Origin of the sequence: uncultured Thiohalocapsa sp. (assembly GCF_913062725.1) — a bacterium.
GTDB lineage: Bacteria > Pseudomonadota > Gammaproteobacteria > Chromatiales > Chromatiaceae > Thiohalocapsa.
In genome coordinates this window covers 38,021-61,343 of record NZ_CAJXWY010000023.1, presented here as the reverse complement: position 1 = coordinate 61,343, position 23,323 = coordinate 38,021, and the positions used below count along the sequence as shown (strand labels likewise).

Sequence of the window (23,323 nt, the reverse complement as noted above, 5' to 3'; positions counted from 1 at the left end):
ATCTGGCGCACCAGCATCAGGGTGCTCTGCATCACGTCCAGCGGCTCGAAGCCGGCGATGACCACGGGCTTGCCGAATTCGGCCGGCACGCATTCATAGGGCCGGCTGCCGATGATGGTGCTCACGTGCGACGGACCCAGGATGCCGTCCAGTTGCACGCCGTCGGGGCCGGCGCTGGCGAGGATGGTGCGCAGGGCCGGCGGCGTCAGCACGTGGTTGCAGAACACCGAGAAATTGCCGAGCGCCTCGGCGCGCGCCGCCGTTAGCGCCACGGCCGTCGGCGGTGTTGTGGTCTCGAAGCCGATGGCGAAGAGCACCACCTGCCGCTCGCGGTGCTGGCGGGCGATGGCCAGCGCGTCCTGGGTGGAGTAGATCATGCGGATATCCGCACCGCCGGCCTTGGCCTTGAGCAGGCTTTGGCGCTCGCTGGCGGGCACGCGCATGAGGTCGCCGTAGGTGCAGAGTGTCACGCCGTGCGCCACGGCCATGGCGATGGCCTGGTCGATGCGGGCCATGGGCAGCACGCACACCGGGCAGCCGGGTCCGTGCACAAACTTGAGATTCTCCGGCATGAGGTCCTGCACGCCGTAGCGGTAGATGGCGTGGGTGTGGCCGCCGCAGAACTCCATCAGCCGGTACGAGCGCGCCGGGTCCGCTTCGGCGGCGATGGTGCGCGCGAGCTGGCGGGCCAGGGCGCCGTCGCGGAACTCGTCGATATATTTCATGGCGGGCTTGTTGCGGCTCGGGCTGCAGGCGGCATTCATCGCGACGCCTCCCCGGTGGGCACATCGCCGTCGACCGCCGCCGCATCCAGCGCGCCGGCAGCCTGGATCAGTGCCAGGGTGCGTGCGGCCTCCTCCGGACTCACTTTGTTGAGCGCATAGCCGACGTGCACCAGCACGTAGTCACCGACTGCGGCGTCCTCCACCAGGGCGAGGGAGATCGGCTTCTTGACGCCGCCGAGGGAGACGACGGCCTGATCGGTGCCCTCATCCAGCGCGAGGATCTGGGCGGGTATGGCAAGGCACATGGGCTCCTCCGGCACGAACTAGGGTGTAGGGTCGTCGATTGGCGGTAATCCGTTGCGTCAGGATATCGATAAACGATAATCCACACAGGGGTCCACGGCGGTCACATACAGGCGCGCCAAGGCCTCGAGCTGCGCTGGTGTCGGCGTCACCCGCCGCTCGGCCCATGCCATCGCCACGTCGGCGAGGCCATCGGCGACGACGCCCGCCGGATGGAAATTCCATTCAGTGGGCGCCAGGATGCGATAGCCGCGAACCTGTGCACCGCCGGTGCGGTTGCTCCCGGCGATCGCCACCCGGTGCACCAGAAGCCCGCGGGCCGCCGCCGCCGCGCCGAGGCCGACGCCGGCGTCAGGCGCGGCGGCGGCCATCATGGCCGCATCAGCGACTTCCTCATCAGTGTCTTCGGCATCCAGACCGAGTTGGACCGTCTGCCGCGCCAGCTCCGTCAACAGCGCCGCGAGCCGCGGCAGCAGACCGTTGCCGTGCGCGGCGGCGAGCGCCGAGACCAACTCGCCGCGGACCACCTCGCGAGCGAAGGGCGAGGTCTCCCGGGGCACGCCCTGCAGGTGCGGGGCGGCGACAAAATCGTCGGCATCCGCCGCCGCCAGGATCGGCGCGAGCTGTCGCAGCAGCCCGCTGCCCTCAACCCCCGGGGACAATCGGTCGATTGCACAGCGGCCAACATCAGCGAGCCCCGCGGCGGTCAGGGCACGCACCAGCGCCGCGGCCGGGGTGGCGGTCTGCGCCGCCCAATGCCGCAGGTCTGTGGGCGTGAGTACCGCGGCGAGCCACCGCGCGGCAGGGACACCGAGCACCTGTTCTGTGGCGGTTTCCGCCAGGATGGCGCGAGCGCTTTCCACAGCATCCGCCGCGGGCCGGATGCGATCGGCGCCCGGCAGGAAGGGGTCTCCACCGGTGCCGAGCGCCGCGCGCAGTTGTAGAAAGGCACGCATGGCGGCGGCCATCGCCGCCTCTCGCTCCGCGGACTGCGCGGCCAGCTGCACCGCCTCGGGTATCACATCCAACCGCGCCAGCGCCGCGGGCCAGTCCAGCAGCAGCCGCCAGAGGTGTTCCTTGGCGGTCTCCGCGCGCAGCAGCAGGATGCGGGCCGCCTGCGCCGAGGGCGCGGGCGCCAGCCCCAGCGCCGCCTCGCAAGCCTGCGCACAGGCCACGGCCTGGGCCGTGCCGCAGACGCTGAAGAGCAGCGGCAACTGCCCTGCCACCCTGGCCACCGGCTTGCCTACGAATACCCCGGCGGCGGAGAGTGGCCGACTGGAGGTGATGCGTGCAACGGTTCTGGCGTCGGGTCGTAGCTGGATGTCGAGCTGGCCGGCGAGATCGGACACGGACTTACGGGTGCACTGCTGGTGATGCGCGTGGCTCGCGCATCAGACTTTAGAGTGTAGATGACGCGGGTCGGCGCCATGGCCATGTAAACTGCAGGTTTTCAACTGACGCCCCTCAAGTTGCATGCTCTCACAAACCGAGCTCGCCGCCCTGCGCGCGCCCATTCGCTTCGATGCCGAGCTGGCGGGTCGGCGACTGCACTTCGCCTCCACCTGGGGCCTCTTTTCCCCGCGCGAGATCGACGCCGGCACGGCACTGTTGCTGCGCCACATGGATGTCGCCGCCGATGCCGACTGTCTCGACCTCGGCTGCGGCTACGGCGCCATCGGCTGCACCCTGGCGGCGTTGGCACCCCGGGGGCGGACGCTGCTGGTGGACAAGGACTTCGTGGCCGTCGACTTCGCCCGCCGCAATCTTGCCCTCAACGCCCTCACCCATGCCGAGGCCCAGCTCAGCAATGGCTTCGCCGACATCGACCCGACCCGGCACTTCGACCTGATCGCGAGTAACATCCCGGCACAGGTGGGGCGCGAGTTGCTCAACATCCTGCTGCACGACGCCCACGCCAGGCTCAGGCCCGGCGGGCGACTGTACGTGGTCACGGTGAACGGCCTGCGAGCGTTCATGAAGCGGCACATGCAGTCCATCTTCGGCAGCTACGACAAGCTCAAGCAGGGCCCCCACCACACGGTGGCGTTGGCGCTGCGCTGACCTGCCCGGCGGCCGCACATCCCGCTGTGGCGACGGCCAGCAGTCCGCCGCCACCGACCCGCAGATGTCGCGCCGACGGCGTCAGCCGAGCGCTGCAGCGGGGGCGACCGGCGCTCGCCCCGGAGCGCTCACCCGGGGCAGGATGTCCGCTTCAGGCGCCGACGTCATCGGGCCAGCCCGCCGCCCTCGCCGCCGCGACCAGCCCGTCCAAACCGTCGCGGCCGCACTTGCAGCCGGCGAGGCGGTTGGCGCGCGCCAGCAGCGCCGCCAGCGCCGCATCATCGACGGCAGTGTCGAGGCCCTTGCGACCGCCGCCTCGGGCCAGCAAAGCGTCGATGATCGCGGCATTGAAGACATCGCCGGCCGCCAGGCTGTCGCGCAGTGCCGCCGGTGCCTGCGCCGGCGCGAACACCGGCGCCGCGGCCCCGGCCGCCAGCGCATAGGCGCCGGCGCTCCCCCAGGGCAGCAGACAAAGCCGGGCGCCGGTGGCCATCGTCATGCGACGCAGGAAGCGCGCTGGATCGACGGCCGGGCCGGCCGCGGTATCGGCGGCCACCGCCTGCGCATAGGCACGGGCGACGATCAGCACATCCACCTCGCCGAACAACCGCTCGATGCCATCGCGCGGCTTCTCGATCTCCACTGAAATCGGCAGGTCCGGGCGCTCGCGCCGCACGCGCCGCAGCATCTGCGCCGTCTCCACCGGGTTGCGGCCCTCGAAGTGGGCCCAGTCCCAGTCCGCCAGGGGCACCCGCGCAAAATCAGCGGCGTCGAGCTCCGGCAGGTCGCGATGGTGGACGATGGTGCGGCTGCCGCTCGCGCGGCTCAGTGCGATGTAGGAGGTCGGCGTCGCACCACCGGCCAGGCGCCGGGCATGGTGGTGAGCGATGCCACGGCGCGTGAGATCGTCGACGATGAAATCTGCGCCCCGGTCCGCCGCCAGCACGCCCACCCAGGCACAGGGGTGGCCGAGCTGCGCAAGCACATCCAGGGTGTTGGCGCAATTGCCGCCGCGCGCCCTGCGCTGGGACAAGGCACGGACCTCGGCATCCTCGGCAGGATACGCGGCGACCCGATTGATGATGTCCAGGGTTGCGATGCCGACGCCGAGGACGCCGCCGCCGCGGCCGCGCTCAGCGGGCATGGTGCCGGGGGGAGTGACAGGCGATCATCGGCGGGAGGGTACGCGGGTTGCGACGTGCGGATCAATGCCGCCGCAGCGCACCGTCGGCGCCGCGGTCCCGGCGGCTCGCATGGCCGCGGCCGGCGTGCAGGTCCGTCACCAGGTAAGGCACGTAGAGCACCAGCATGGACACCAGGGCCACCGCCGCCAAGCCAAGCCAGTACCAGGGCCAGGGACCCAGCCAATCCAGCAGTGAGGCACCCGCCGGCTTGGCCATGAGATACAGGAAATTCGTCCCGAGCCAGAGATTCACACCGAGCGCGGCCACCGCCAATAGCAGCGTCGTCAGCGCGACGCGCAGGATGGACATGGGGTAGGGCCGCAGCCCGAGCGCCAGGGCCCCGTAGGCGACGCCGACGATGACGAGGCCGTGCCCCGCGAAAAAGAACAAATAGGCCGGGTCCGGAAAGCTCTGATACAGATCCGGTGTCGCCAGTGCCTGGGTGGTGCCAGCCAAGGCCCAGAAATAGGCCAGCTCGAACAAGCGCTGATTGGCCATCACCAGCATCCCAGCGGTGACGAAGACAGCGAGCGTGCACAGATGCAGTGGCAACAGCTCCACAGAGGGGCCGAAGCGGTCGAGCTGTCGGATGACATCCGCGATTTCCTGGGCAAGCAGCAGGCCTGCCAGCGTCAGTGCGAGCGGGCGCAGCAACGCCGGCGCATACCGCCGCACCACCAATGGCATCAGTATCGCCACTGCGGCGATCAGCGCCAAAGTGAGCAGGTGGGCGACGCCGAAGAGCACAAACGTCGGGCTCAAGGGACTTGGCCTCGATACGCCGCGGCGTATGCCATTAGTCCAAGCCGCGGGGGCCGGCGGCGTGAGGACACCGCGGCGGCCACGTCGGTCCCATGTTCAGAATCGGTCTTGCGCACGCAACGTCAGGGTGTTGCCGCGCTGGATCAGTTCGAAGCGCTTGAGGTAATTCATGCCCAGGAGCACCTCCTCGCCGGGCATGTTGGGCAACACCACGGCGCGAACGCCGCGGGCCGTGAGACCCGCCACATCGACGCTGTCGAGGCGGGTCTGCCATGTGCTGACCAGGCCGTTCGCGGTCTTGCTCATCCCTCCCGGCAGCAGGGACAAGCCCAGTTCACGGGCCAGCGCCAGGGGCAGTGCCACTGCCGTCGCGCCCGTATCCAACAGGAAGGTCACAGGTTCACCATTGATGCTGCCGCTGGTGACGTAATGCCCCATGCGATTGCGCTGCAGCACCACGACGGGCAGGCCCGCCGCATCCACGCGCATGGTCGGGTCGGGGTTCGGATTGTGCTGGCGGTCCAGGTAGGTTTGGAACAGGAGCACCAACAACGCCAGCCCCACGACCCAGGCGGCGACCAGCATCGCCTTGCCCAGGCGCGAGGGCATGTCGCGGACGGAAGGGAGATCATTGGTCATGGGCAATGAAGTGGGGGCGACCGCCAGCAGTAGTATCCTTGACACACTCGCCGTTGGCTCCGAGCATGCCCAGGCGCCATCGGGTGCCGCCGGGCGCCGTATCATCGCCCCGTCGGCCGTGCCGACCGCCATCGGCATCGCCGAGCAACATACGTCTTTCGCGCTTATGTTTCCAAAGCTGACATCGCTGCAATGGCTCGTCGTCGTGGCGGGCCTGTTGTTCTACGGTTTCACGGTATTCGCCGTGACCCGCGACTATTATCTGCGTCACCCGCCGCGGGCGGTCTCGGCGGCGCAGGCCAAGCAGCCGGACATGGCGCGTTTGGGCCAGCAGATGCGCGCAGCCCTCGCCGGTGACGATGGGGCCATCGCCGCAGCGGCGGCGAGCGACGACCCGGCGGTGCTGGCGCGGGAGGCGGACCGGCTGTTCCAGGCCCAGCGCTTCGCCGCGGCGGTGCCCTTATACAAGCGACTGCTGGCACTCGCGCCGGCGGATGTGGATGCGCAGAACGATCTCGGCCTGGCGCTGCACTACGCCGGTGATACGACGGCGGGACTGGCGATCCTGGAGGCGGGCGCGGCGGCGGCGCCGCAAGCCCAGCGCATTCACCTGAGCCTCGGCTTCGTCGCGCTGCGGGCCGGCGACCCGGCCACCGCCCGGCGGGCGCTCACCCAGGCACGGGACCTGGCGCCCGACTCCGACGTCGGCGCCGAGGCCCAGCGCCTGCTCGATGTGCTCGCGGCGCGCGATGCGGGATGACGGCGGCGAACGCGTGCGCATCCACCTCATCAGTATCGGCCAGCGCATGCCCGCCTGGGTGGACGCGGGCTTCGAGGACTACGCCCGGCGGCTGCCCCAATCCTGTGCCCTGGCACTCAAGGCCGTGCCCGGCGGTCTCGCCGGCAAGGGCCGCAGCCGCACGGGCCATGTCGACGACGGCGAGCTGCCGCGCCTGCGGCGGGATGAAGGCGAGCGCCTGCTCGCCGCGGTGCCCGCCCAGGCGCGGATCATCGCCCTGGACGTTCGCGGGCGCGGCTGGAGCAGTGAGCAGCTCGCCGGGCAACTGGCCGGCTGGCTCGCGGACGGCCGGGATCTGGCGCTGCTGGTGGGCGGGCCCAATGGCCTGTCGGAGGCCTGCCTCGGGCGGGCCGAGCAGCGCTGGTCCCTGTCGCCGCTGACGCTGCCGCATCCGCTGGTGCGCGTGGTGTTGGCCGAGCAGCTCTACCGGGCCTGGAGTCAGCTGCAGGGCCATCCCTACCACCGCGGCTGATTCGACGATGATCCGTAACGACCCCCCACCACCCGACGCACGCGATGCCGCTCCCCGGCTCGTGCTGGCATCGGCCTCCCCCCGCCGGCGCCATCTGCTCGGGCAGATCGGACTCACCGCCGAGGTGCGCAGCGCCGACCTGGATGAGACACCCCTCCCCGGCGAGGCGCCCGTTGACTACGTGCGCCGCGTCGCCCTGGCCAAAGCGCGGGCGGTCCGGGCAACAGGCGCCGCCGGGGCATGCGCAGTGCTGGCGGCGGACACCGCCGTGATCTGCGATGATCGTATGCTCGGCAAGCCCGCCGATGCCGACGAGGCGGCGGGGATGCTTGCGCTGCTCTCCGGCCGGGCGCACCAGGTGCTCACCGGCGTGGCCCTGCTCGGCAGCGCCGAGCGCACGGTGGTTTCCAGCACACGGGTCTGGTTTCGCACCATCAGCGCCGCCGAGGCCGCTGCCTACTGGGCCAGCGGCGAGCCGCGGGACAAGGCGGGCGGCTATGCCCTGCAGGGCCTCGGTGCCGTCTTCGTCGAGCGCCTGGAGGGCAGCTGGTCCGGTGTGGTTGGACTGCCCCTGTTCGAGACCGCTGAGCTACTGGCGGCCGAGGGCCTGCCGGTGCTCACCGGCGGCTAAAACATGTATACCGTCCGCGAGCAATCGCCCCCCGGGGACTGTCGTAGAAATAGGCAGCCCATGCACCGTCGCGCCCGCCTTTGCAACCATGAGTGAAGAGATCCTGATCAACGTCACGCCGCCGGAGACCCGCGTCGCCGTGGTTGAAAACGGCGTGGTGCAGGAGATCATCATCGAGCGCGCCGAGCGCTGCGGGCTGGTGGGTAATGTCTATCGCGGCCGTATCTGCCGTGTGCTGCCCGGCATGCAGGCGGCCTTCGTGGACGTCGGCCTGGAACGGGCGGCCTTCCTGCACGCGTCCGACATCATCGGCAAGGATGGCGAGCCGCGCAGCGAGCAGATCATGGACCTGGTGCGCGAGGGCGATCGCATCGTCGTGCAGGTGGTCAAGGACCCCATCGGCACCAAGGGCGCTCGCCTCACCACCAACATCTCCATCGCCTCACGCTACCTGGTATTCATGCCGCGGCTCGGCAACACCGGGGTATCGCAGAAGATCGAGGACGACGACGAGCGCAGGCGCCTGCGCGAAATCCTGCAACGATACGTCGATGAGCACGAGGACGCCGGCGGCTACATCGCCCGCACCGCCGCCGAGGCCGTCGACGACGAATCCCTGTGCCGGGACATGGCCTTCCTGGCCAAGCTCTGGCGCGGCATCAAGGAGCGCTGCGAAACGGGCGATGCCGTGGGCCTCATCCACGACGATCTGCCGCTGGCGCTGCGGGCGCTGCGGGATCTGGTGACCCCGGAAGTGGAGCGGGTGCGCATCGACTCCCGCGCCACCGTGGACAAGGCCATGCCCTTCGCCGTCAAGTACATCCCGGAGATCGTCGAGCGCATCGAGTACTACGCCGGCGAGCGGCCGCTGTTCGATCTCTACGGCGTCGAGGACGAGATCCGCAAGGCCCTGGAGCGCAAGGTACAGCTGAAATCCGGCGGGCACCTGGTCATCGACCAGACCGAGGCCATGACCACCATCGACGTCAACACCGGCGCCTTCGTCGGCCATCGCAATCTCGAGGAGACCATCTTCAAGACCAACCTGGAGGCGGCCCAGGCCATCTGCCGTCAGCTGCGCCTGCGTAACCTCGGCGGCATCATCATCATCGACTTCATCGACATGACCGATGACGAGCACAAGCGCCAGGTGCTGCGTGCCCTGGAGAAGTGCCTCGCCAAGGACCACGCCAAGACCCATATCACCGAGGTCTCGGCGCTGGGGCTGGTGGAGATGACGCGCAAGCGCACCCGCGAATCCCTGGAGCATGTGCTCTGCGAGCCCTGCCCCTGCTGCGGCGGCCGCGGCTCCATGAAGACCGCCGAAACCACCTGCTACGAGATCTTCCGCGAGATCCTGCGCGAATCCCGCCAGTTCGAGGTGGAAACCCTGCTGGTGCTCGCCTCCCAGGAGGTGGTAGACCGACTCCTGGACGAGGAGTCCGGACACCTCGCCGAGCTGGAAGAATTCATTGGCAAGCCCATCCGCCTGCAGGCGGAGGCCCTGTATACCCAGGAGCAATACGACGTCGTCCTCATCTGATGCGCCAGCGCGCCGCCACCCCGGCGCGTCCATGCCCCGCGGGCAGGCCCTGACGCGACAGCCACGCCAACGCCATGTCCCGGCTGCTGCGTAGCCTGCTGCGACGCCTCATCGGCCTCGCCGCAGCAGCCATCATCGCCTTCGCATGCCTCACGCTGGTGGTGCGCCTGGCGCTGCCCCATGCCGACGGGCTGCGCGGTCTGCTCGCCGAGCGTCTGGGCGAGGCGCTGGGCGCCGAGCTGACGGTGCAGGCCCTGGGGCTGCACCTGCGCGGGCTGCAACCGACGTTGAGCCTCGAGGGGGCGGTGCTGCGCGATCGCGAGAGCGGCGAGGCATTACTCGCCCTGCATGCCCTGCGGGTGGACCTGAACCTGCGCGCGTCCCTCCTGGCGGCGGCGCCGCGCATCGACGGTCTCACCCTGGTCGGGGCGCAGCTGGATGTCCATCGAAGCGCGGACGGACGTCTTACCGTCCGCGGCCTCGACCGGCTCGGCGCCGGCGATGGCGACGCCGCCGCCTTTTTCCTGCGCCAGGGGCATTTCAGCCTCGCCGACAGCGAGATCGGCTGGACCGACGCCGGCGACGGCGGCGAGGTGCCCAGGCTGGCGTTCCACGTCGCCCGGCTGGATTTGTTCAATCGAGGCGGCGTCCATCGGCTGCGCCTGCGCGCGTCGGCGCCCGGCGATCCCCGGGGCAGGCTGACCCTGCTCGGGGACCTGCGCGGGCCGTCGGGCCGCCCGGCGCAGTGGTCCGGCCGCGTCTACGCCGATTGGCGCGGCGGCGATCCGGCGCAGATGCTGCGCGGACGGCTGCCGGCGGGCTTGCGGCTTAGCGCCGGGGGGCTGCGGCTCAGCAGTTGGAACCATTTGCGCGGGGGCCGGCTTACGCGCGCCACCGCGCGCGTGCGCATCGATGATCTGGTGCTGCGGCGGCCATCGTCCGACGCGGCGGCAGCCCCACGGCCGCAGGATGACATGGCGGACGCCGCAGCGCCGGCAACGCGCCTCGTGCTGGGCGATGTCAGCGCGTTGGTGCGCTGGCAGCGGCAGGCCAGCGGCTGGCGGCTGGATGTGCCCAGCCTCGCGCTCTTCGGTGGCTTGCCCGGCGCGGAGGCGTCCGCGCTGCGGCTCGTCAGTCACCGCGCGGCGGCGGGCGATGGCTTGGCGGTGCATGGCTGGATCGCCGGTCTGCCACTGGCGCAGCTCGTGGCCGGCGCGCGCTTCGCCGCCCCGGCGGCTCAGGCGGAGCCGCCGGCGCCGCTGCTCACCCAGCCGATCGCCGGCCGACTGCACGACCTGCGCTTTCGCGTCGACCTGCCGGCGGCGGGCGGCCTGCGCATTGCGGATTGGCGGGTGAACGGGCGCATCAGTAACTTCGGTCTCGGTCCCACGGCCATGCCCGACGCGGCGGCCCCGGCACCCACCGAGTCTATGCCGGCGCTGGCCGGCCTGGATCTACGCTTCACCGCCGCCCCCGATCGGGGCGCCTTGGATGTGAGCGCCCGCAACGCGTCTTTGGACCTGCGCCCGCATCTCATCGCCCCGCTGACGCTGACGCGGCTGGCGGGACGCTTGCAATGGTGGCGCACGCCCGGGGGCCTGCGGATCACCACCAATGCCCTCGCCGCGGACACGCCGGACGTGGCAACCCTGAGCCGGCTCGACCTGCACATCCCACCCGAGGCCGGGCCGGTCATCGATCTGCACACCCACCTCCGCGGCGGCGATGCGGACGCCGTGCCCCGCTACCTGCCAGCATCGAAGATGGACGATCGGCTGGAGGCCTGGCTGGCGCGGGCCATCGTCGCCGGCGAGCTCGTCTCCGGCGATCTGCTCCTGCGTGGTCCGCTGGCGGATTTCCCCTTCGACGCCCACAACGGCAGCTTCCAGCTGGTGCTGCGGGTGCGCGATGGTGTGCTCGACTACCAGCCGCCGCGCCGCGCCCCGCAAGCGCCCGGTCTGTCCGCCGCCGATGCACGGGGACCGGCCGCTGCGGGCCGAACCGCCTGGCCGCGCCTGGAGGACATGGATGTGACGCTCTATTTCGATCGCCGCCGCCTCGACATCGAACTGGCCAGCGCCCGCATCCTGAGCACCGAAATCACCGCCGGGAGCGCCCGCCTGCCGAACCTCTGGCGCCCCGAACACCTGCGTCTCGAGGCCGAAGGCACCGGCCCGCTGACGGACGGCTTTGCGGTGCTCGCCGACACGCCACTGTCCAACACGCTCGGCGGCATTCCCCAAGCCCTGTCGGTGGAGGGCCGCGGCCGGCTGCGGCTGGCCCTCGACGTGCCCCTGCGCCGCGGGCTCGACTTCGGTTACGCGGGACGGCTGCAATTCCTCGAGGCTGCCGCGGTTGCCCTGCGCGCGCATGACCTGCGCCTGGCGGACATGCAGGGCAGCCTGCGCTTCGATACCACCGGGCTGCACGCCGAGGCCATCGCCGCCCGTCTCGGCCAACAGCCGCTGCGCGTAGACATCGAAACCCAGCAGCCGGGCGCCGGCACCGAATCCGGGCGCACGGACATCATCGCCCGCGGCAACACCGCCATCGCGCAGCTCGCCGCAGTCTTACCGAGCCCCTGGTGGACGCTCGCCGAAGGCAGCGCAGACTGGCGGCTGCAAGCGAGCATCGACACCGCGGACGCCGCCGCCGGCGACCCGCCCCTCGACCTGACGCTGCGATCGGACCTGCGCGGCGTCGCGCTGGACTTGCCGGCACCCTTTGGTAAGGACGCCGCCGGCGAGCGCCTGCTGCAACTCGACGCGCGCCTGGCGCCGGAGCGTCCACTGGCACTCTCGGCGCGGCTGGGGGAGGCGGGCGCACGCCTGAGGCTCACGCGCGCTCAGACTGGCCTGACGCTCGATCGCGCCGCCGTGGACCTGAGTCGGATGCCCGCCGCATTGCCGAAAGACACCGGCATCGAGCTGCGCGGCCAACTCGGGGACGTCACGCTCGGCGACTGGCTGCAATGGGGCCACGCCCACCCCTCGCTGCTGCAAGCCGACGAGCCCCCCGCAGCGCTGCCGCCGCTGCTCCCGGCGCGCCTGTCTGCGCGATCCCTGCGCCTCGGTCCATTGCGATTCGAGAACGTTCGCGCCGCGCTGCGAATGGACGCCGACGGCGGCTGGCGCGCCGACCTCGAAGCCGATGGCAACAGCGCCGGCATACGCCTGCCGGGCGCGGACGACGCCCCGGTGAGCGTGCGCCTGGAGACCCTGGATATCAGCCCCTTGCTCGCGCCACGGGAGACCGAGCCCGACACGGTCACGGCCGGGCCGGACCCACGCCAAGTGCCGCCGCTATCCTTACAGGTGGCGTCGCTGCGCCGGGGCGATGATGCACTGGGGCGACTGCGGGTTGAGCTGGCGCGCACGCGCGACGGGCTCGAGGCCACAGAGTTGTCACTGACAGGCCCGCTGGTGACGGCCACCGGTAGCGGCCGCTGGACCCGCGATGCCACCGGCTATACCGAGACCGCCGTCGCGGTGGATCTGCGCACCCCGGATCTGGGCGAATTGCTGCGCCACGCCGGCTATTACAGCGCCATCGCCGACGCGCCCTCACAGGCGGCGCTCGCGCTCGGCTGGCCCGGGGGACCCGGCAACTTTCGCCTGCGACGGGCCCGCGGCAGTCTGGCGCTCGATGTGGATGCAGGTCGGCTGCTGGACGTGGAGCCCGGTGTCGGGCGCATGCTGGGCGTGCTCAATCTCGGCGCCCTGGAGCGGCGGCTCAGCCTGGATTTCAGCGACGTGCTGAACACGGGCTTTACCTTCGACCGCATCCAGGGAACATTGGCCATCGGCGGCGGCAAGGCCCGCATCGGCCAGCTCGATATTCTCTCCTCCACGGCAGACATTCGGGTCCGTGGCAGTACGGATTTGGTGGCACAGACCTTCGACCAACGGGTGCGGGTGACGCCCGAGATCGGCGCCGGTGTGGCCATCGCCGGGGCCGTCGCGGGCGGACCGCTGGTGGGGGCGGCGGTGCTGCTCGCCGACCAGGTCGCCGGTAACGCCGTGAGCCAGATCGCGAGCTACGAATACCAGGTCACCGGTCCGTGGGCCGAGCCCGACATCCAACGTGTCGCCGGCAGTCACGGCGTGCGCTCCGTGCCCGACCTGCTGCTACCAGAGGCGGCGACGGGCCAGGGCGACGATGACGGAGCCCAGAGCGGGTCGCCGGCGCCAGCGGTGAGCCCATTCCTGGATCAGGACTGAGTGCGACGCGGGCCACCATCCGTGCCGGCGCCACCAGCGCATGGGTCGACGGGGCTGGCCGGCCGGGGTATCGCCCTGAGGGCGGTCACCGCCGTGTGGTGCTATCTTTGGCGCTCGATCCAACCGTCACAGGCGCGTCACGGGGCTGCCATCGCCCCGGTGGACGCTTTGGGAGCCAAGCCTGATGCGTGCAAAGCCCCGTGTCGCCGCCATTCAAATGGCCACCGGCCCCAATTTGAATGCCAACCTGCTGGAAGCAGAGCGACTGATCCGCAGTGCGGCGGAGGCCGGCGCCGGGCTCGTGGTGCTGCCCGAAAACTTCGCTTTTATGGGCCAGCGCGACGATGACAGCCTGTCTATTCTGGAGGACGACGGAGACGGGCCCCTGCAGCGCTTCCTGGCGGAGATCAGCGCGCGCTTCGGCCTCTGGCTGGTGGGCGGCACCATCGCGCTGCGCACGCAGACGCCGGCGCGCCTGCGTGCGGCTTCCTTGGTTTATAACGATCAGGGCGTGCGCGTCGCCCGTTATGACAAGATGCATCTGTTCGACGTGAATCTGCCGGGGGCGGACGAGCACTATGAAGAATCCGCCACCATCGAGCCGGGGAGCAGCCCGGTGGTGGTGGACTCCCCCTTCGGCCGCCTCGGCATCGTCGTCTGCTACGACCTGCGCTTCCCTGAGCTGGTGCGCCACATGCTGGACAGCGGTGTCGAGATCCTGGCCGTGCCCGCCGCCTTCACCGCCGTCACCGGCAAGGCCCACTGGGAGACGCTGGTGCGTGCGCGTGCCATCGAGAACCTGGCCTATGTCGTAGCCTCCGCCCAGGGCGGCTATCACCTGAGCGGCCGCGAGACCCACGGCCACAGCATGATCGTCGACCCCTGGGGCAGCATCCTGGCACAGCTACCCCGTGGTACCGGCTGCATCTGTGCCGCCATCGACCGCGGCTTTCAGGGCTCGGTGCGGCGGACGTTTCCGGCGCTCGAGCATCGGCGACTGAAATGCAAGTGAAGGGCTTCTAGCGTTGAGTGGCAAGGCCTGCGGCCGGGCGTGTGACGCTCGGTAGTTTGTGAGGACCGTTGTCGAAAGCCGCGTCGATCCCAATTCTTTGTTCATCGCGGCGGCTATCCGTCGCCCCCCACTCCTCGCAACTCGCTGCTCGAGACCCGCACCTCCATGTCCGACACCCTAGCCATCGCCCGTCGCCAGATCCTGGCGCCCGTCGGCCTCGACGACGGCCACTTGGAGCGCCTGGTGGGCGCCCTGCACAGCCCCGCCATCGACGCCGCCGACATTTACTTCCAGTCCAGCCGCCTGCAGTCCTGGGTGTTGGAAGACGGCATCATCCGCGACGGCAACTTCAACATCGAGCAGGGCGCGGGGCTGCGAGCCATCGCCGGCGAGAAAACCGGCTTCGCTTATTCCGATGAGCTGCAATTCCCGGCGCTCGCCCAGGCGGCAGAGGCCGCCCGCGCCATCGCCGGCGGCGGCGGTGAGGGCAGCGTGCGCACCGCCACCTCGCCCGCGGCGGCCCGCCTCTACCAGCCCCTGAACCCCATCGACAGCCTGGTCGACGCCGACAAGGTGGCGCTGTTGCACCGGGTGGATACCGAGGCACGTCGCGCCGACCCGCGGGTCACGCAGGTGGTGGCCAGCCTGGTGGCGGTCCAGGACACCATCCTGGTGATCGGCGATGACGGCCGGATGAGTGCCGACGTGCGCCCGCTGATTCGCCTCAGCGTCAGCGTCGTCGTCGAGGACGACGGCCGCCGCGAGCAGGCCAGCAGCGGCGGCGGCGCGCGCCGAGACCTGAGCTACTTCCTGGAGGACGACCGCGCGCTCGATTTCGCCCGCGAGGCGGTGCGCCAAGCCCTGGTGAGCCTGGAGGCCGGTCCGGCCCCCGCCGGCACCATGACCGTGGTGCTCGGCGCCGGCTGGCCCGGCGTGCTGCTGCACGAGGCGGTGGGCCACGGCCTGGAAGGCGACTTCAACCGCAAGGGCACTTCCGCTTTCGCCGGGCGGATGGGCGAGCGCGTGGCAGCCCCGGGGGTCACCGTGGTGGACGACGGCACCCTGCCGGAGCGCCGCGGCTCCCTGAGCGTGGACGATGAGGGCACGCCCACCAGCTGCACCACCCTCATCGAGGACGGCATGCTCGCCGGCTACATGCAGGACCGCCTGAACGCCCGGCTCATGGGCATGGCGGCCACCGGCAACGGCCGGCGCGAATCCTACGCGCATCTGCCCATGCCGCGCATGACCAACACCTACATGCTGCCCGGCGACAAGGACCCGGCCGAGATTATCGCGTCGGTGGACAAGGGCCTGTATGCGGTCAACTTCGGCGGCGGCCAGGTGGATATCACCTCGGGCAAATTCACCTTCTCCGCCAGCGAGGCCTACCTGATCGAAAACGGCAAGCTGGGCCGGCCGGTGAAGGGCGCCACTTTGGTGGGCAACGGCCCCGACGTGCTGACCCGGGTGAGCATGATCGGCAACGACCTCAAGCTCGACGACGGCGTCGGCACCTGCGGTAAGGACGGCCAGAGCGTGCCCGTGGGCGTCGGCCAGCCGACGCTGCGGGTCGACGGACTCACCGTCGGCGGCACCGCCGGCTGAGCCCCGCGCTGGCGTCGGCTGCCACCGACGCTTCGGTCGTTCGGCCCGACAGACGGCGCTCGTCACCCTCACCCATCGATCTTCCACGCGAAACGCGGATCCAGAACCATGCCCAACCTGGCCACGGCCGACACCGCCGAGCGACTCGCCACCCTCGAACAGACCATCGAAGACCTGCTGCAGGAAGCCAAGCGCCACGGCGCCTCGGCCGCCGAGGCGGTGGTCAGCAACACCACGGGTCTCGAGATCGCCGTGCGCCTGGGCGAGGTGGAGACCGTCGAGCACACCCGGGACCATGGTCTTGGCATCAGCGTCTACTTCGGCCATCGCAAGGGCTCGGCGAGCACCTCGGACCTGAGCCCCGACGCCGTGCGCGATGCGGTGCGCCAGGCCTGCAGCATCGCCAGCCACACCCAGGAAGACCGCTGCGCGGGCCTCGCCCCCGCCGAGCTCATGGCCACGGATGTCCCGGACCTCGACCTCAGCCATCCCTGGGACATTCCGGTCGACGCAGCGGTTGCGCTGGCCATCACCTGCGAGGACGCGGCCCGCGCCGCCGATCCGCGCATCGTCAACTCCGAGGGCGCGAGCTTCGGCACCACCACCGCGCTCTCAGTGTACGGCAACAGCCACGGCTTCGTCGGCGGCTACCCCAGCAGCCGGCACGAGCTGAGCTGCGCCGTGGTGGGCAAAGACGGCGATTCCATGCAGCGGGACTTCTGGTGGACCACCGCGCGCGCCCCCGAAGATCTGGAATCCGCCGAAAGCGTCGGTCGCCGCGCCGCCGAGCGCACGGTCGCGCGGCTCAATGCCCGCCGCCTGGGGACCTGCGAGGTGCCGGTACTCTTCCGCGCCGACGTCGCCATGGGCCTGCTGCGCAGCTTCGCCGGGGCCATCAGTGGCGGCAACCTGTACCGCCGTACGAGCTTCCTGCTGGACAAGCTTGGTGCGCAGATCTTCCCCGACTTCGTGCGTATCTATGAGCAGCCGCATCGACTGCGCGGACTCGGCAGCGCACCGTTCGACGGCGACGGCGTGGCGACGGTCGCCAAAGATCTGGTGACCGACGGCGTGCTGCAAAGCTGGCTGCTGGATCATTATTCCGCCTGTCGCATGGGCCTGACCACCACCGGCAATGCCGGCGGCGCGCGTAATCTCAGCATCGGGCTGGGCAGCGACGACCGTGACGCCATGCTCCGCCGCCTGGACCGCGGCCTGTTGGTTACCTCCCTGATGGGCCAGGGCGTGAAGATGATCACCGGCGACTACTCCCGCGGCGCCGCCGGCTTCTGGGTAGAAAATGGTGAGATTCAGTACCCGGTTGAAGAGATCACCATCGCCGGCAACCTCGCCGACATGTTCCGGGGTCTGGTGGCCGTCGGCAACGATTACGATTTCGCCAGCAGCATGACCACGGGCTCCTGGCTCATCGAGCGCATGACGGTGGCGGGGGAATGATCATGCTCGACGGCCGTGAGGCGCTGATGCGCAGCGTCGATCTCATCGAGCAGGCGCCGGAGTCTGCGAATGCACTCACCCTCTACGCACTCGCCAGCACCCTGGAATACGAGCGCGCCGGTTGCCTGTTCAAGCTCATCAAGCTGCGGGACATGGACGCCGAAGCGCGCCGGCTCGCCTATGGCCTGATGGAATTGGTGGCGGACGAAACCGTTGCTGATGACGCCTGGCAGCAGGCCAAGGCCCGCATGGACCGGGCCATCCGCGGTGTTTGATGCACAGCGCTCCGGCCCACGCCAGGCGACCCACCGGGTCTTCGGTTTAGTCGCCGTGCTGATCCTGGGTGGCAATGTCGTGGCTGGCTGTACCAGCCTGGAACGCAACCCCTCCGGCGCCATCACCGTCACCGTCAAGCCTGGCGACACCGGCCAGTGTGCCATCGCCCCCTGTCGCATCCTGCTGCAGATGCCGCCGGGCGACGGCGAGTATCGGGTTACCGGCAACGAAATCACCCTCGGCACCTACCCCGCCGGGAAGACCGTGGATCTCGGCAACTACTACGAGCCCCAAGCCATCGAGATCGTTGGCGCCGGCGTGCCCCGGGCCTTCGTCTACCTGCCCGTCCTGCCTTGAGCCTCAGGCGCCGGCCGCCCTATCAAGCGGCTGATTCGACCGGGCGGAGCGGTACGACCACCGCCCGGCCGATGCCGGGACAACCCGGTCAATCGCGGCTGATGCGAACGATGCGGCCATTCAGCGCATTGATGACGACCTCGAAGACCCCGTCATCGGTGCGCACATCCACCTCGTAGCGCCGACCGTTGCGCCGCCGATCCCGGCTGAGCAGAATGTCCGCATCGATTGCGGTCGCACCGGGACCCTTGGCTTCCAGGGCCGTAAAGATCGCTTCCATGAGTGGCAGGCGCGCCCGCTTCAGCGCGGCGGCGATGTAACGCGCCCGGCGGGGCCGGTTATAGCTGTCCCAGTCGATGAGCCGACCCGTTTGGGCATCAAATTCGGCCTCGTAGATTTCGCGACTGCTCAGGACATCGATCTCGAAGTAATCTCGCCCGCCTTGTGTATAACGCTCGGCGTCGAACGCCTCGCCGCCGAACTGGCTTTCAGCAGCCGTGATCGCCTCGATGAAGGTCATGGGAGTAGAGGCGTTGGCGAGCCCTGAAGCGAGCAGGGTGGTGGCCAGCGCAACGGGAAGCATGGGATTGGTCATGTCGTGCAGTCTCCAAGACAACGAATTCGAATTATCGGAAGTGTCTGGCGGCTGAACCGGTCATGGCATCTGCCGCCGTCGACGGGAGAGTTGGGATGCGGGGCGACGGCCTCACACACATTCAAGCGAAGCTTGCTTCGATAATCTCGAACGGTCGTCTTCACAGACGGCAGTGACCGCGCGACGATAACGCCGCGCATTTGTGCGCGCTGAACGTGGGGACCCTTTGGCAGCGCACCTGAAGGACAGGGGCTGGATCGCACCCAGAGGGAGTCTCGACAGAAGAGATGAGCCTCAGGGCACCACCAGCGTGAGGCCGGGGAGCAGTTGCTCAGGCGCTTGCAGGACGTGACGATTGGCCTCGAAGAGCTCGGTCCAGCGCTCGCCGGTGCCATAAAACAGCAGACTCACCTGGCGCAGGCTGTCGCCCGGGCGCACCCGGTAGACGGTGCGGGCGTTGTCGGCGCGGGCGAGCAGGAACTGGCTGCGGTGCAGCGCGTTTTCGGCGCTGCGCACGTCGCCCCACAGGCGGGGGTTATCGATACCGAGCGCGTCCTCCACCAGCGTCTTCAGATAGCGCGCATCCGCCTCGGCCTGCCGTCTGGCCTGCGCAGCCGTGAGGCTGCCCCCCTCCGCCGCGGGCAGACGGGCACGCACGGCCTCCAGGCGCTCACGCAACGTCTCTCGCGCAGCAGCAGCGGCCTCTTGCAGCGCCGCAATGCGCTCGTCGCGCTCGGCGAGTTGGTCCTCGAGCGCCCGGATACGCGCCTCGGCATCCAAGAGCCGCTGCTTGTGCTCGCGCGTACGCAGCTCCGCGGCATTGAGCTGGGCGGTATGCTCCATGGCGGTGGACTGGCGGCGCTCGTCCTGCTGCGTCAGGATCGCCTCCAGCTCCGCCACCCGGGCTTCGGCTTGGGCCTGTGCCCGCCGGGTGCGCGCCAGCTCTGCCCGCAGCGCCCTGAGGTCCTCGGCCGCATCCGGCGTCGACACCGGCTCCGTAGCGGAGACCGCGGGGCCGGTGGCGGCGGGCTCGGCGGCAGCACCGGCCTCGCCGGCGGCGTGGCTCGGCGGCGGCGCAACAACTGTCAGCAGGCAGGCGGCCGCGAGGGCGGCGGGGGCCATGAGCGCACGCGCGGCGGTGGTCAAGCGGGCTCGCCGCCTGCCTCCTGCCACGGCAAGAGCTGCAATGCGAGTCACGCGTCTGTCCTCCGTTCGGTGGCGCCCCTTGGGGTGCGCGGGGGTGGATAGGGCTGCGGGCGCAGACACCGGCTCAGCAGCCGGAGGGCAGCCCGGCGAGCGCCATGGCCACTTCGGTATCGTCATACGCAAGGTCCGCCAATTTGCCCGCGTTGTAGTCGATGTAGGCCTGCATGTCGAAGTGGCCATGGCCGCAGAGGTTGAACAGGATAGCCTTGGACGCGCCGGACGCTCGGCAGCGCTCCGCCTCATGGATGGCGGCTTTGACGGCATGGTTGGCTTCCGGCGCCGGCAGAATACCCTCGGCTTTGGCGAACTGAATGCCCGCGGCGAAACACTCCAACTGATTGTAGCTGCGCGGCGCAATGTGCCCGAGCTTGGCGAGGTGGCTGATCTGCGGCGCCATGCCATGGTAGCGCAGCCCGCCGGCATGGAAGCCCGGGGGCACGAAGCCCGAGCCCAGGGTGTACATCTTCACCAGCGGTGTCAGATGTGCGGTGTCGCCATAGTCGTAGGCGAAGGCCCCCTTGGTGAGGGTCGGGCAAGCGGACGGCTCCACGGCGATGAATTCGGTGTCGAGCCCGCGCCGCCATTTCTCGCGCAGGAAGGGAAAGGCCAGCCCTGCGAAGTTGCTGCCGCCACCGGTGCAGCCGATGACCAGGTCGGGATAGTCATCGGCCATGGCCATCTGCTGCAATGATTCGAGCCCGGTGACGGTCTGGTGCAGCAGCACATGGTTGAGCACCGAGCCGAGCGCATAGCGGGTGTCCTCGCGCTGCACGGCCATCTCTACGGCCTCGCTGATGGCGATGCCTAGGCTGCCAGTGCTATCGGGATGCTCGGCGAGGATGGCGCGGCCCGATTCGGTCTGGTCGCTGGGGCTCGCGATGCACTGGGCGCCCAGGGTTTCCATGTAGGCGCGTCGGTAGGGTTTGCCGTCGAAGCTGACCCGCACCATGAACACCACGATCTCGAGGCCGAAGAAGCTGCCGGCGAGCGCCAGCGACGAGCCCCATTGGCCGGCGCCGGTCTCGGTGGTGATGCGCTTGACGCCTTCGGCCTTGTTGTAGAAGGCCTGGGCGATGGCGGTGTTGGGCTTGTGGCTACCGGCGGGGCTGACGCCCTCGTATTTGTAGTAGATGCGCGCCGGTGTGCCCAGCGCCCGCTCCAGGCGACGCGCGCGAAACAGCGGCGCCGGGCGCCACTGGCGATAGACGTCGCGCACGGGGCCGGGGATCTCCACGTCGCGCTCGGTGGACATCTCCTGCTCGATCACCGCCCGCGGAAAGATAGGCGCCAGGTCGTCCGCCGTCACCGGCTGTTTCGTGCCCGGATGCAGCACCGGCGCCAGCGGCTCCGGCAAGTCGGCGCTGATGTTGTACCAATGGGTGGGCAGGTGCTCTTCGTCGAGCAGGAACTTGACGCGATCGCTCATTTGTAGGGTGACCTCCGGGGGGCGGCAATGCGCCGGTCTGCGCGGGCGACGGCACCTCAGGCGGGCGCCTGCAAATCACCCTAGTTTGCCATGTCAACAGGCCCCAAACACCGACCTGGGGCAATGATTTGCACGCAACGGACATCGGCGGCGGCCGCCGCCGGCCATGCGCCAGCCCGGCGCCGAGTGCTGCGCCACACTGGTAGACCGTCGCGCTCGCATTGTGCGAAAGTGGCGGGTGACCCGTCCACTAGCCACCCGGTACCCGCTCTGAGCCCGTCTTCGGTCCCGCCACCTGCCATCGGCCTCTGGCGCATCCTGCGACCACTGCTGTTTCGCCTGGAGGCCGAGCGCGCCCACCAGCTCGGCCTGCTGCTGGCGCGCCTGCTGCCTGCAGCCCTGACGGCGCCGTCAGGTCGCCGCCACGCCGGCTCGGATGTGGCCGGGTCAGCAACACTGGCGACCCGCGTCATGGGACTGGACTTCCCGAATCCACTCGGCCTCGCCGCCGGCGTCGACAAGGACGCCGAAGCGCTCGGCTTTTGGCAGGCATTGGGCTTCGGCTTCGTTGAGGTGGGCACGGTAACCGCGCTGCGCCAGCCCGGCAATCCGCGCCCGCGGGTGTTCCGTCTGCCGCCGGACGGCGCGCTCATCAACCGCATGGGCTTTCCGAACGATGGCGCCGACGTGGTGGCGACGCGTATCGAGCGCCTGCGCCAGCAGGAGACGCTGCGGGTGCCGCTCGCCATCAACATTGGCAAATCCAAAGCCACGCCGGCGGCGGACGCCGCCGCCGACTATCGGCGCAGCTTCGAGCGCCTGGGCGAGCTGGCGGATTTCGTGGTGGTCAACGTCTCCAGTCCCAACACGCCGGGGCTGCGGGATCTGCAATCGGTGGATCAGCTGCGGGGCATCGTCGATGCGGTGCAGACGCCGAACCAAACGCTCGCGCGACCGCGGCCGCTGTTGGTGAAGCTCGCACCCGATCTCGCCGATGCCGATGCCCTCGCCTGTGCCCGGGCGGCACTGCAGGCGGGCTGCGCCGGGCTGGTGGTCAGCAATACGACCGTGGACTTCAGCACCGCCACCACGGCTACCGCGGGCATGAGCGGCGGGCTCTCCGGGGCACCACTGTTCGCGCGCAGCACCGCTTTGCTGCGGCTGCTACGGGAGTCCCTCGGCAGCAGCCCGGTCCTCATCGGCGTCGGCGGCGTCATGGACGCCGCCAGCGCCAACGCCAAGCTCGCGGCCGGCGCCGACCTGATTCAACTGTATACCGGGCTGATCTACGGCGGGCCCGCGCTCCCGCGGACCCTGTTGAGGGGACTGGCAACCGCGCGATAGGTGCGCCCGGATGGCGAGTCCGTACGGCCGCTCGTGGTGTCGCCGGTGGCGGCGGGGCTACAGCTGTATCCGCGGGCGCCGGCCCCATATCCAGCCGCGCAGCGGCGCCGTCGCCGCATCGCAGCGAGGCTGTCGGCGCTGCCCCGGGGCGCCGCGCCGCACAACAACGAGAAGACGCTATGCAGACCGTAACCACCGACTACGCCACAGCGCACCTCGACGAGCTCATCGAGCGCGTGCGCCGGGGAGAGGTCATTACGCTGAGTCAGGATGGGCACCCTGTTGCACGACTGGTGCGGATCGAACGAGACTCAGATCAGGAAGTGCCGGCGGCAGAGGTCGAAGAGGCGTTCTACGGCGATTGAGCGCCGGTCGCGCCCGGGCATCGCCGGAGTCATTCATTCTCCCGCCGCAGGTCCACCCGCGGCGACACCGGGTCCGCCCCGGTAAAACGTATTGTCACTTCGATGGGCGCGCAGCAGACACTACAGTCCTCAACATAGACGTGATCGCCGTAGCTGCAATCGACGGTGAGCTCGATGAGCTCGCCGCACCAGGGGCATTGCTGCACGCACACTTGCAAGGCTTCCATGAAGCATCCGCCAAAGTGGCCCGGCCACCGTCGTTCGGGGCCACGGCTCGCTGAATTCAGTGGTTTGCAGACAACGGCGCGGAGCGCCCCGGGGAGGGCGTCGTCGGTGT

At 69.7% G+C, this 23,323-nt stretch carries 23 protein-coding genes; 13 read left to right on the top strand and 10 right to left on the bottom strand.

The genetic code is table 11. From position 1 onward, the window contains the following. The 3 genes from hypD to QZ588_RS08465 all read right to left on the bottom strand — a co-directional run. Positions 1–725, bottom strand: a 725-nt coding sequence (hypD, locus tag QZ588_RS08475) for a hydrogenase formation protein HypD (RefSeq protein ID WP_295541711.1), incomplete at its 3' end; no start/stop codon positions are given. Positions 726–760: 35 nt separating this feature from the next. Continuing rightward, the gene (locus tag QZ588_RS08470; protein WP_295541705.1) at positions 761–1,030 is read right to left on the bottom strand and encodes a HypC/HybG/HupF family hydrogenase formation chaperone; all 270 of its coding nucleotides are present in this window, start codon (positions 1,028–1,030) and stop codon (positions 761–763) included. A gap of 57 nt (positions 1,031–1,087) precedes the next feature. Next, a complete protein-coding gene (locus QZ588_RS08465; protein WP_295541703.1) occupies positions 1,088–2,377 on the bottom strand; it encodes a hypothetical protein in 1,290 nt (429 codons plus the stop codon). 124 nt (positions 2,378–2,501) lie between these two features. Here QZ588_RS08465 and QZ588_RS08460 point away from each other — a divergent pair, with 124 nt between their 5' ends. Continuing rightward, entirely contained in the window at positions 2,502–3,089 is a 588-nt protein-coding gene (locus tag QZ588_RS08460; RefSeq protein WP_295541702.1) for a methyltransferase, read from the top strand. Positions 3,090–3,240: 151 nt separating this feature from the next. Here the strand turns inward: QZ588_RS08460 and QZ588_RS08455 are convergent, their stop codons facing one another. From QZ588_RS08455 to QZ588_RS08445, 3 genes are all read right to left on the bottom strand, one after another. Next, on the bottom strand, positions 3,241–4,233 hold the full coding sequence (locus QZ588_RS08455; protein ID WP_295541700.1) for a PfkB family carbohydrate kinase: 993 nt from the start codon (positions 4,231–4,233) through the stop codon (positions 3,241–3,243). 61 nt (positions 4,234–4,294) lie between these two features. Next, complete coding sequence (locus tag QZ588_RS08450) at positions 4,295–5,035, bottom strand: TIGR02206 family membrane protein (RefSeq protein WP_295541698.1); 741 nt, start codon at positions 5,033–5,035, stop codon at positions 4,295–4,297. A 96-nt stretch (positions 5,036–5,131) separates the two neighbouring features. Next, positions 5,132–5,674, bottom strand: a complete 543-nt coding sequence (locus QZ588_RS08445) for a TIGR02281 family clan AA aspartic protease (protein WP_295541696.1) — start codon at positions 5,672–5,674, stop codon at positions 5,132–5,134. On the opposite strand from QZ588_RS08445, the gene QZ588_RS08440 reads away from it, so the two are divergent. The 10 genes from QZ588_RS08440 to QZ588_RS08395 all read left to right on the top strand — a co-directional run bounded on the left by QZ588_RS08440 (position 5,673) and on the right by QZ588_RS08395 (position 18,050). Continuing rightward, positions 5,673–6,434 carry a hypothetical protein gene (locus tag QZ588_RS08440; RefSeq protein ID WP_295541694.1) on the top strand — a complete coding sequence of 254 codons (762 nt, stop codon included), beginning with the start codon at positions 5,673–5,675 and terminating at the stop codon, positions 6,432–6,434. The two genes, QZ588_RS08445 and QZ588_RS08440, sit on opposite strands and share 2 nt — an antisense overlap. Positions 6,435–6,447: 13 nt before the next feature. Next, entirely contained in the window at positions 6,448–6,945 is a 498-nt protein-coding gene (rlmH, locus tag QZ588_RS08435; protein ID WP_295541710.1) for a 23S rRNA (pseudouridine(1915)-N(3))-methyltransferase RlmH, read from the top strand. Between the two features lie 7 nt (positions 6,946–6,952). After that, positions 6,953–7,576 (top strand): nucleoside triphosphate pyrophosphatase, encoded by a 624-nt coding sequence (locus QZ588_RS08430; protein WP_295541692.1) that lies wholly within the window; start codon positions 6,953–6,955, stop codon positions 7,574–7,576. An 88-nt stretch (positions 7,577–7,664) separates the two neighbouring features. Beyond that, positions 7,665–9,119 carry a ribonuclease G gene (rng, locus tag QZ588_RS08425; RefSeq protein ID WP_295541690.1) on the top strand — a complete coding sequence of 485 codons (1,455 nt, stop codon included), beginning with the start codon at positions 7,665–7,667 and terminating at the stop codon, positions 9,117–9,119. A gap of 74 nt (positions 9,120–9,193) precedes the next feature. Next, a complete protein-coding gene (locus tag QZ588_RS08420; protein WP_295541688.1) occupies positions 9,194–13,339 on the top strand; it encodes a YhdP family protein in 4,146 nt (1,381 codons plus the stop codon). A gap of 184 nt (positions 13,340–13,523) precedes the next feature. Next, complete coding sequence (locus QZ588_RS08415; protein ID WP_295541687.1) at positions 13,524–14,351, top strand: carbon-nitrogen hydrolase family protein; 828 nt, start codon at positions 13,524–13,526, stop codon at positions 14,349–14,351. 165 nt (positions 14,352–14,516) lie between these two features. Next, positions 14,517–15,959, top strand: coding sequence for a metalloprotease TldD (gene tldD, locus QZ588_RS08410; RefSeq protein ID WP_295541685.1), 1,443 nt, complete (start codon positions 14,517–14,519; stop codon positions 15,957–15,959). Between the two features lie 108 nt (positions 15,960–16,067). Beyond that, positions 16,068–17,417 (top strand): metalloprotease PmbA, encoded by a 1,350-nt coding sequence (pmbA, locus tag QZ588_RS08405; RefSeq protein ID WP_295541684.1) that lies wholly within the window; start codon positions 16,068–16,070, stop codon positions 17,415–17,417. Beyond that, complete coding sequence (locus QZ588_RS08400; RefSeq protein ID WP_295541683.1) at positions 17,414–17,692, top strand: hypothetical protein; 279 nt, start codon at positions 17,414–17,416, stop codon at positions 17,690–17,692. The genes pmbA and QZ588_RS08400 overlap by 4 nt, the downstream gene beginning before the upstream one ends. Continuing rightward, on the top strand, positions 17,685–18,050 hold the full coding sequence (locus QZ588_RS08395; RefSeq protein WP_295541682.1) for a hypothetical protein: 366 nt from the start codon (positions 17,685–17,687) through the stop codon (positions 18,048–18,050). Before QZ588_RS08400 ends, QZ588_RS08395 begins: the two co-directional genes overlap by 8 nt. An 88-nt stretch (positions 18,051–18,138) precedes the next feature. On the opposite strand, the gene QZ588_RS08390 is transcribed toward QZ588_RS08395, so the two are convergent. The 3 genes from QZ588_RS08390 to QZ588_RS08380 all read right to left on the bottom strand — a co-directional run bounded on the left by QZ588_RS08390 (position 18,139) and on the right by QZ588_RS08380 (position 21,277). Next, on the bottom strand, positions 18,139–18,570 hold the full coding sequence (locus tag QZ588_RS08390) for a PepSY domain-containing protein (RefSeq protein WP_295541680.1): 432 nt from the start codon (positions 18,568–18,570) through the stop codon (positions 18,139–18,141). 369 nt (positions 18,571–18,939) lie between these two features. Then, a complete protein-coding gene (locus QZ588_RS08385; RefSeq protein ID WP_295541678.1) occupies positions 18,940–19,791 on the bottom strand; it encodes a LysM peptidoglycan-binding domain-containing protein in 852 nt (283 codons plus the stop codon). A gap of 124 nt (positions 19,792–19,915) precedes the next feature. Beyond that, the gene (locus QZ588_RS08380; protein ID WP_295541676.1) at positions 19,916–21,277 is read right to left on the bottom strand and encodes a TrpB-like pyridoxal phosphate-dependent enzyme; all 1,362 of its coding nucleotides are present in this window, start codon (positions 21,275–21,277) and stop codon (positions 19,916–19,918) included. Between the two features lie 231 nt (positions 21,278–21,508). Here QZ588_RS08380 and QZ588_RS08375 point away from each other — a divergent pair, with 231 nt between their 5' ends. Both QZ588_RS08375 and QZ588_RS08370 read left to right on the top strand, forming a co-directional pair. Then, the gene (locus QZ588_RS08375; RefSeq protein ID WP_366929546.1) at positions 21,509–22,621 is read left to right on the top strand and encodes a quinone-dependent dihydroorotate dehydrogenase; all 1,113 of its coding nucleotides are present in this window, start codon (positions 21,509–21,511) and stop codon (positions 22,619–22,621) included. 179 nt (positions 22,622–22,800) lie between these two features. Continuing rightward, on the top strand, positions 22,801–22,986 hold the full coding sequence (locus QZ588_RS08370; RefSeq protein ID WP_295541675.1) for a type II toxin-antitoxin system Phd/YefM family antitoxin: 186 nt from the start codon (positions 22,801–22,803) through the stop codon (positions 22,984–22,986). Positions 22,987–23,015: 29 nt separating this feature from the next. Here the strand turns inward: QZ588_RS08370 and QZ588_RS08365 are convergent, their stop codons facing one another. After that, on the bottom strand, positions 23,016–23,213 hold the full coding sequence (locus QZ588_RS08365) for a CPXCG motif-containing cysteine-rich protein (protein ID WP_295541673.1): 198 nt from the start codon (positions 23,211–23,213) through the stop codon (positions 23,016–23,018). Between the last annotated feature and the right edge of the window lie 110 nt (positions 23,214–23,323).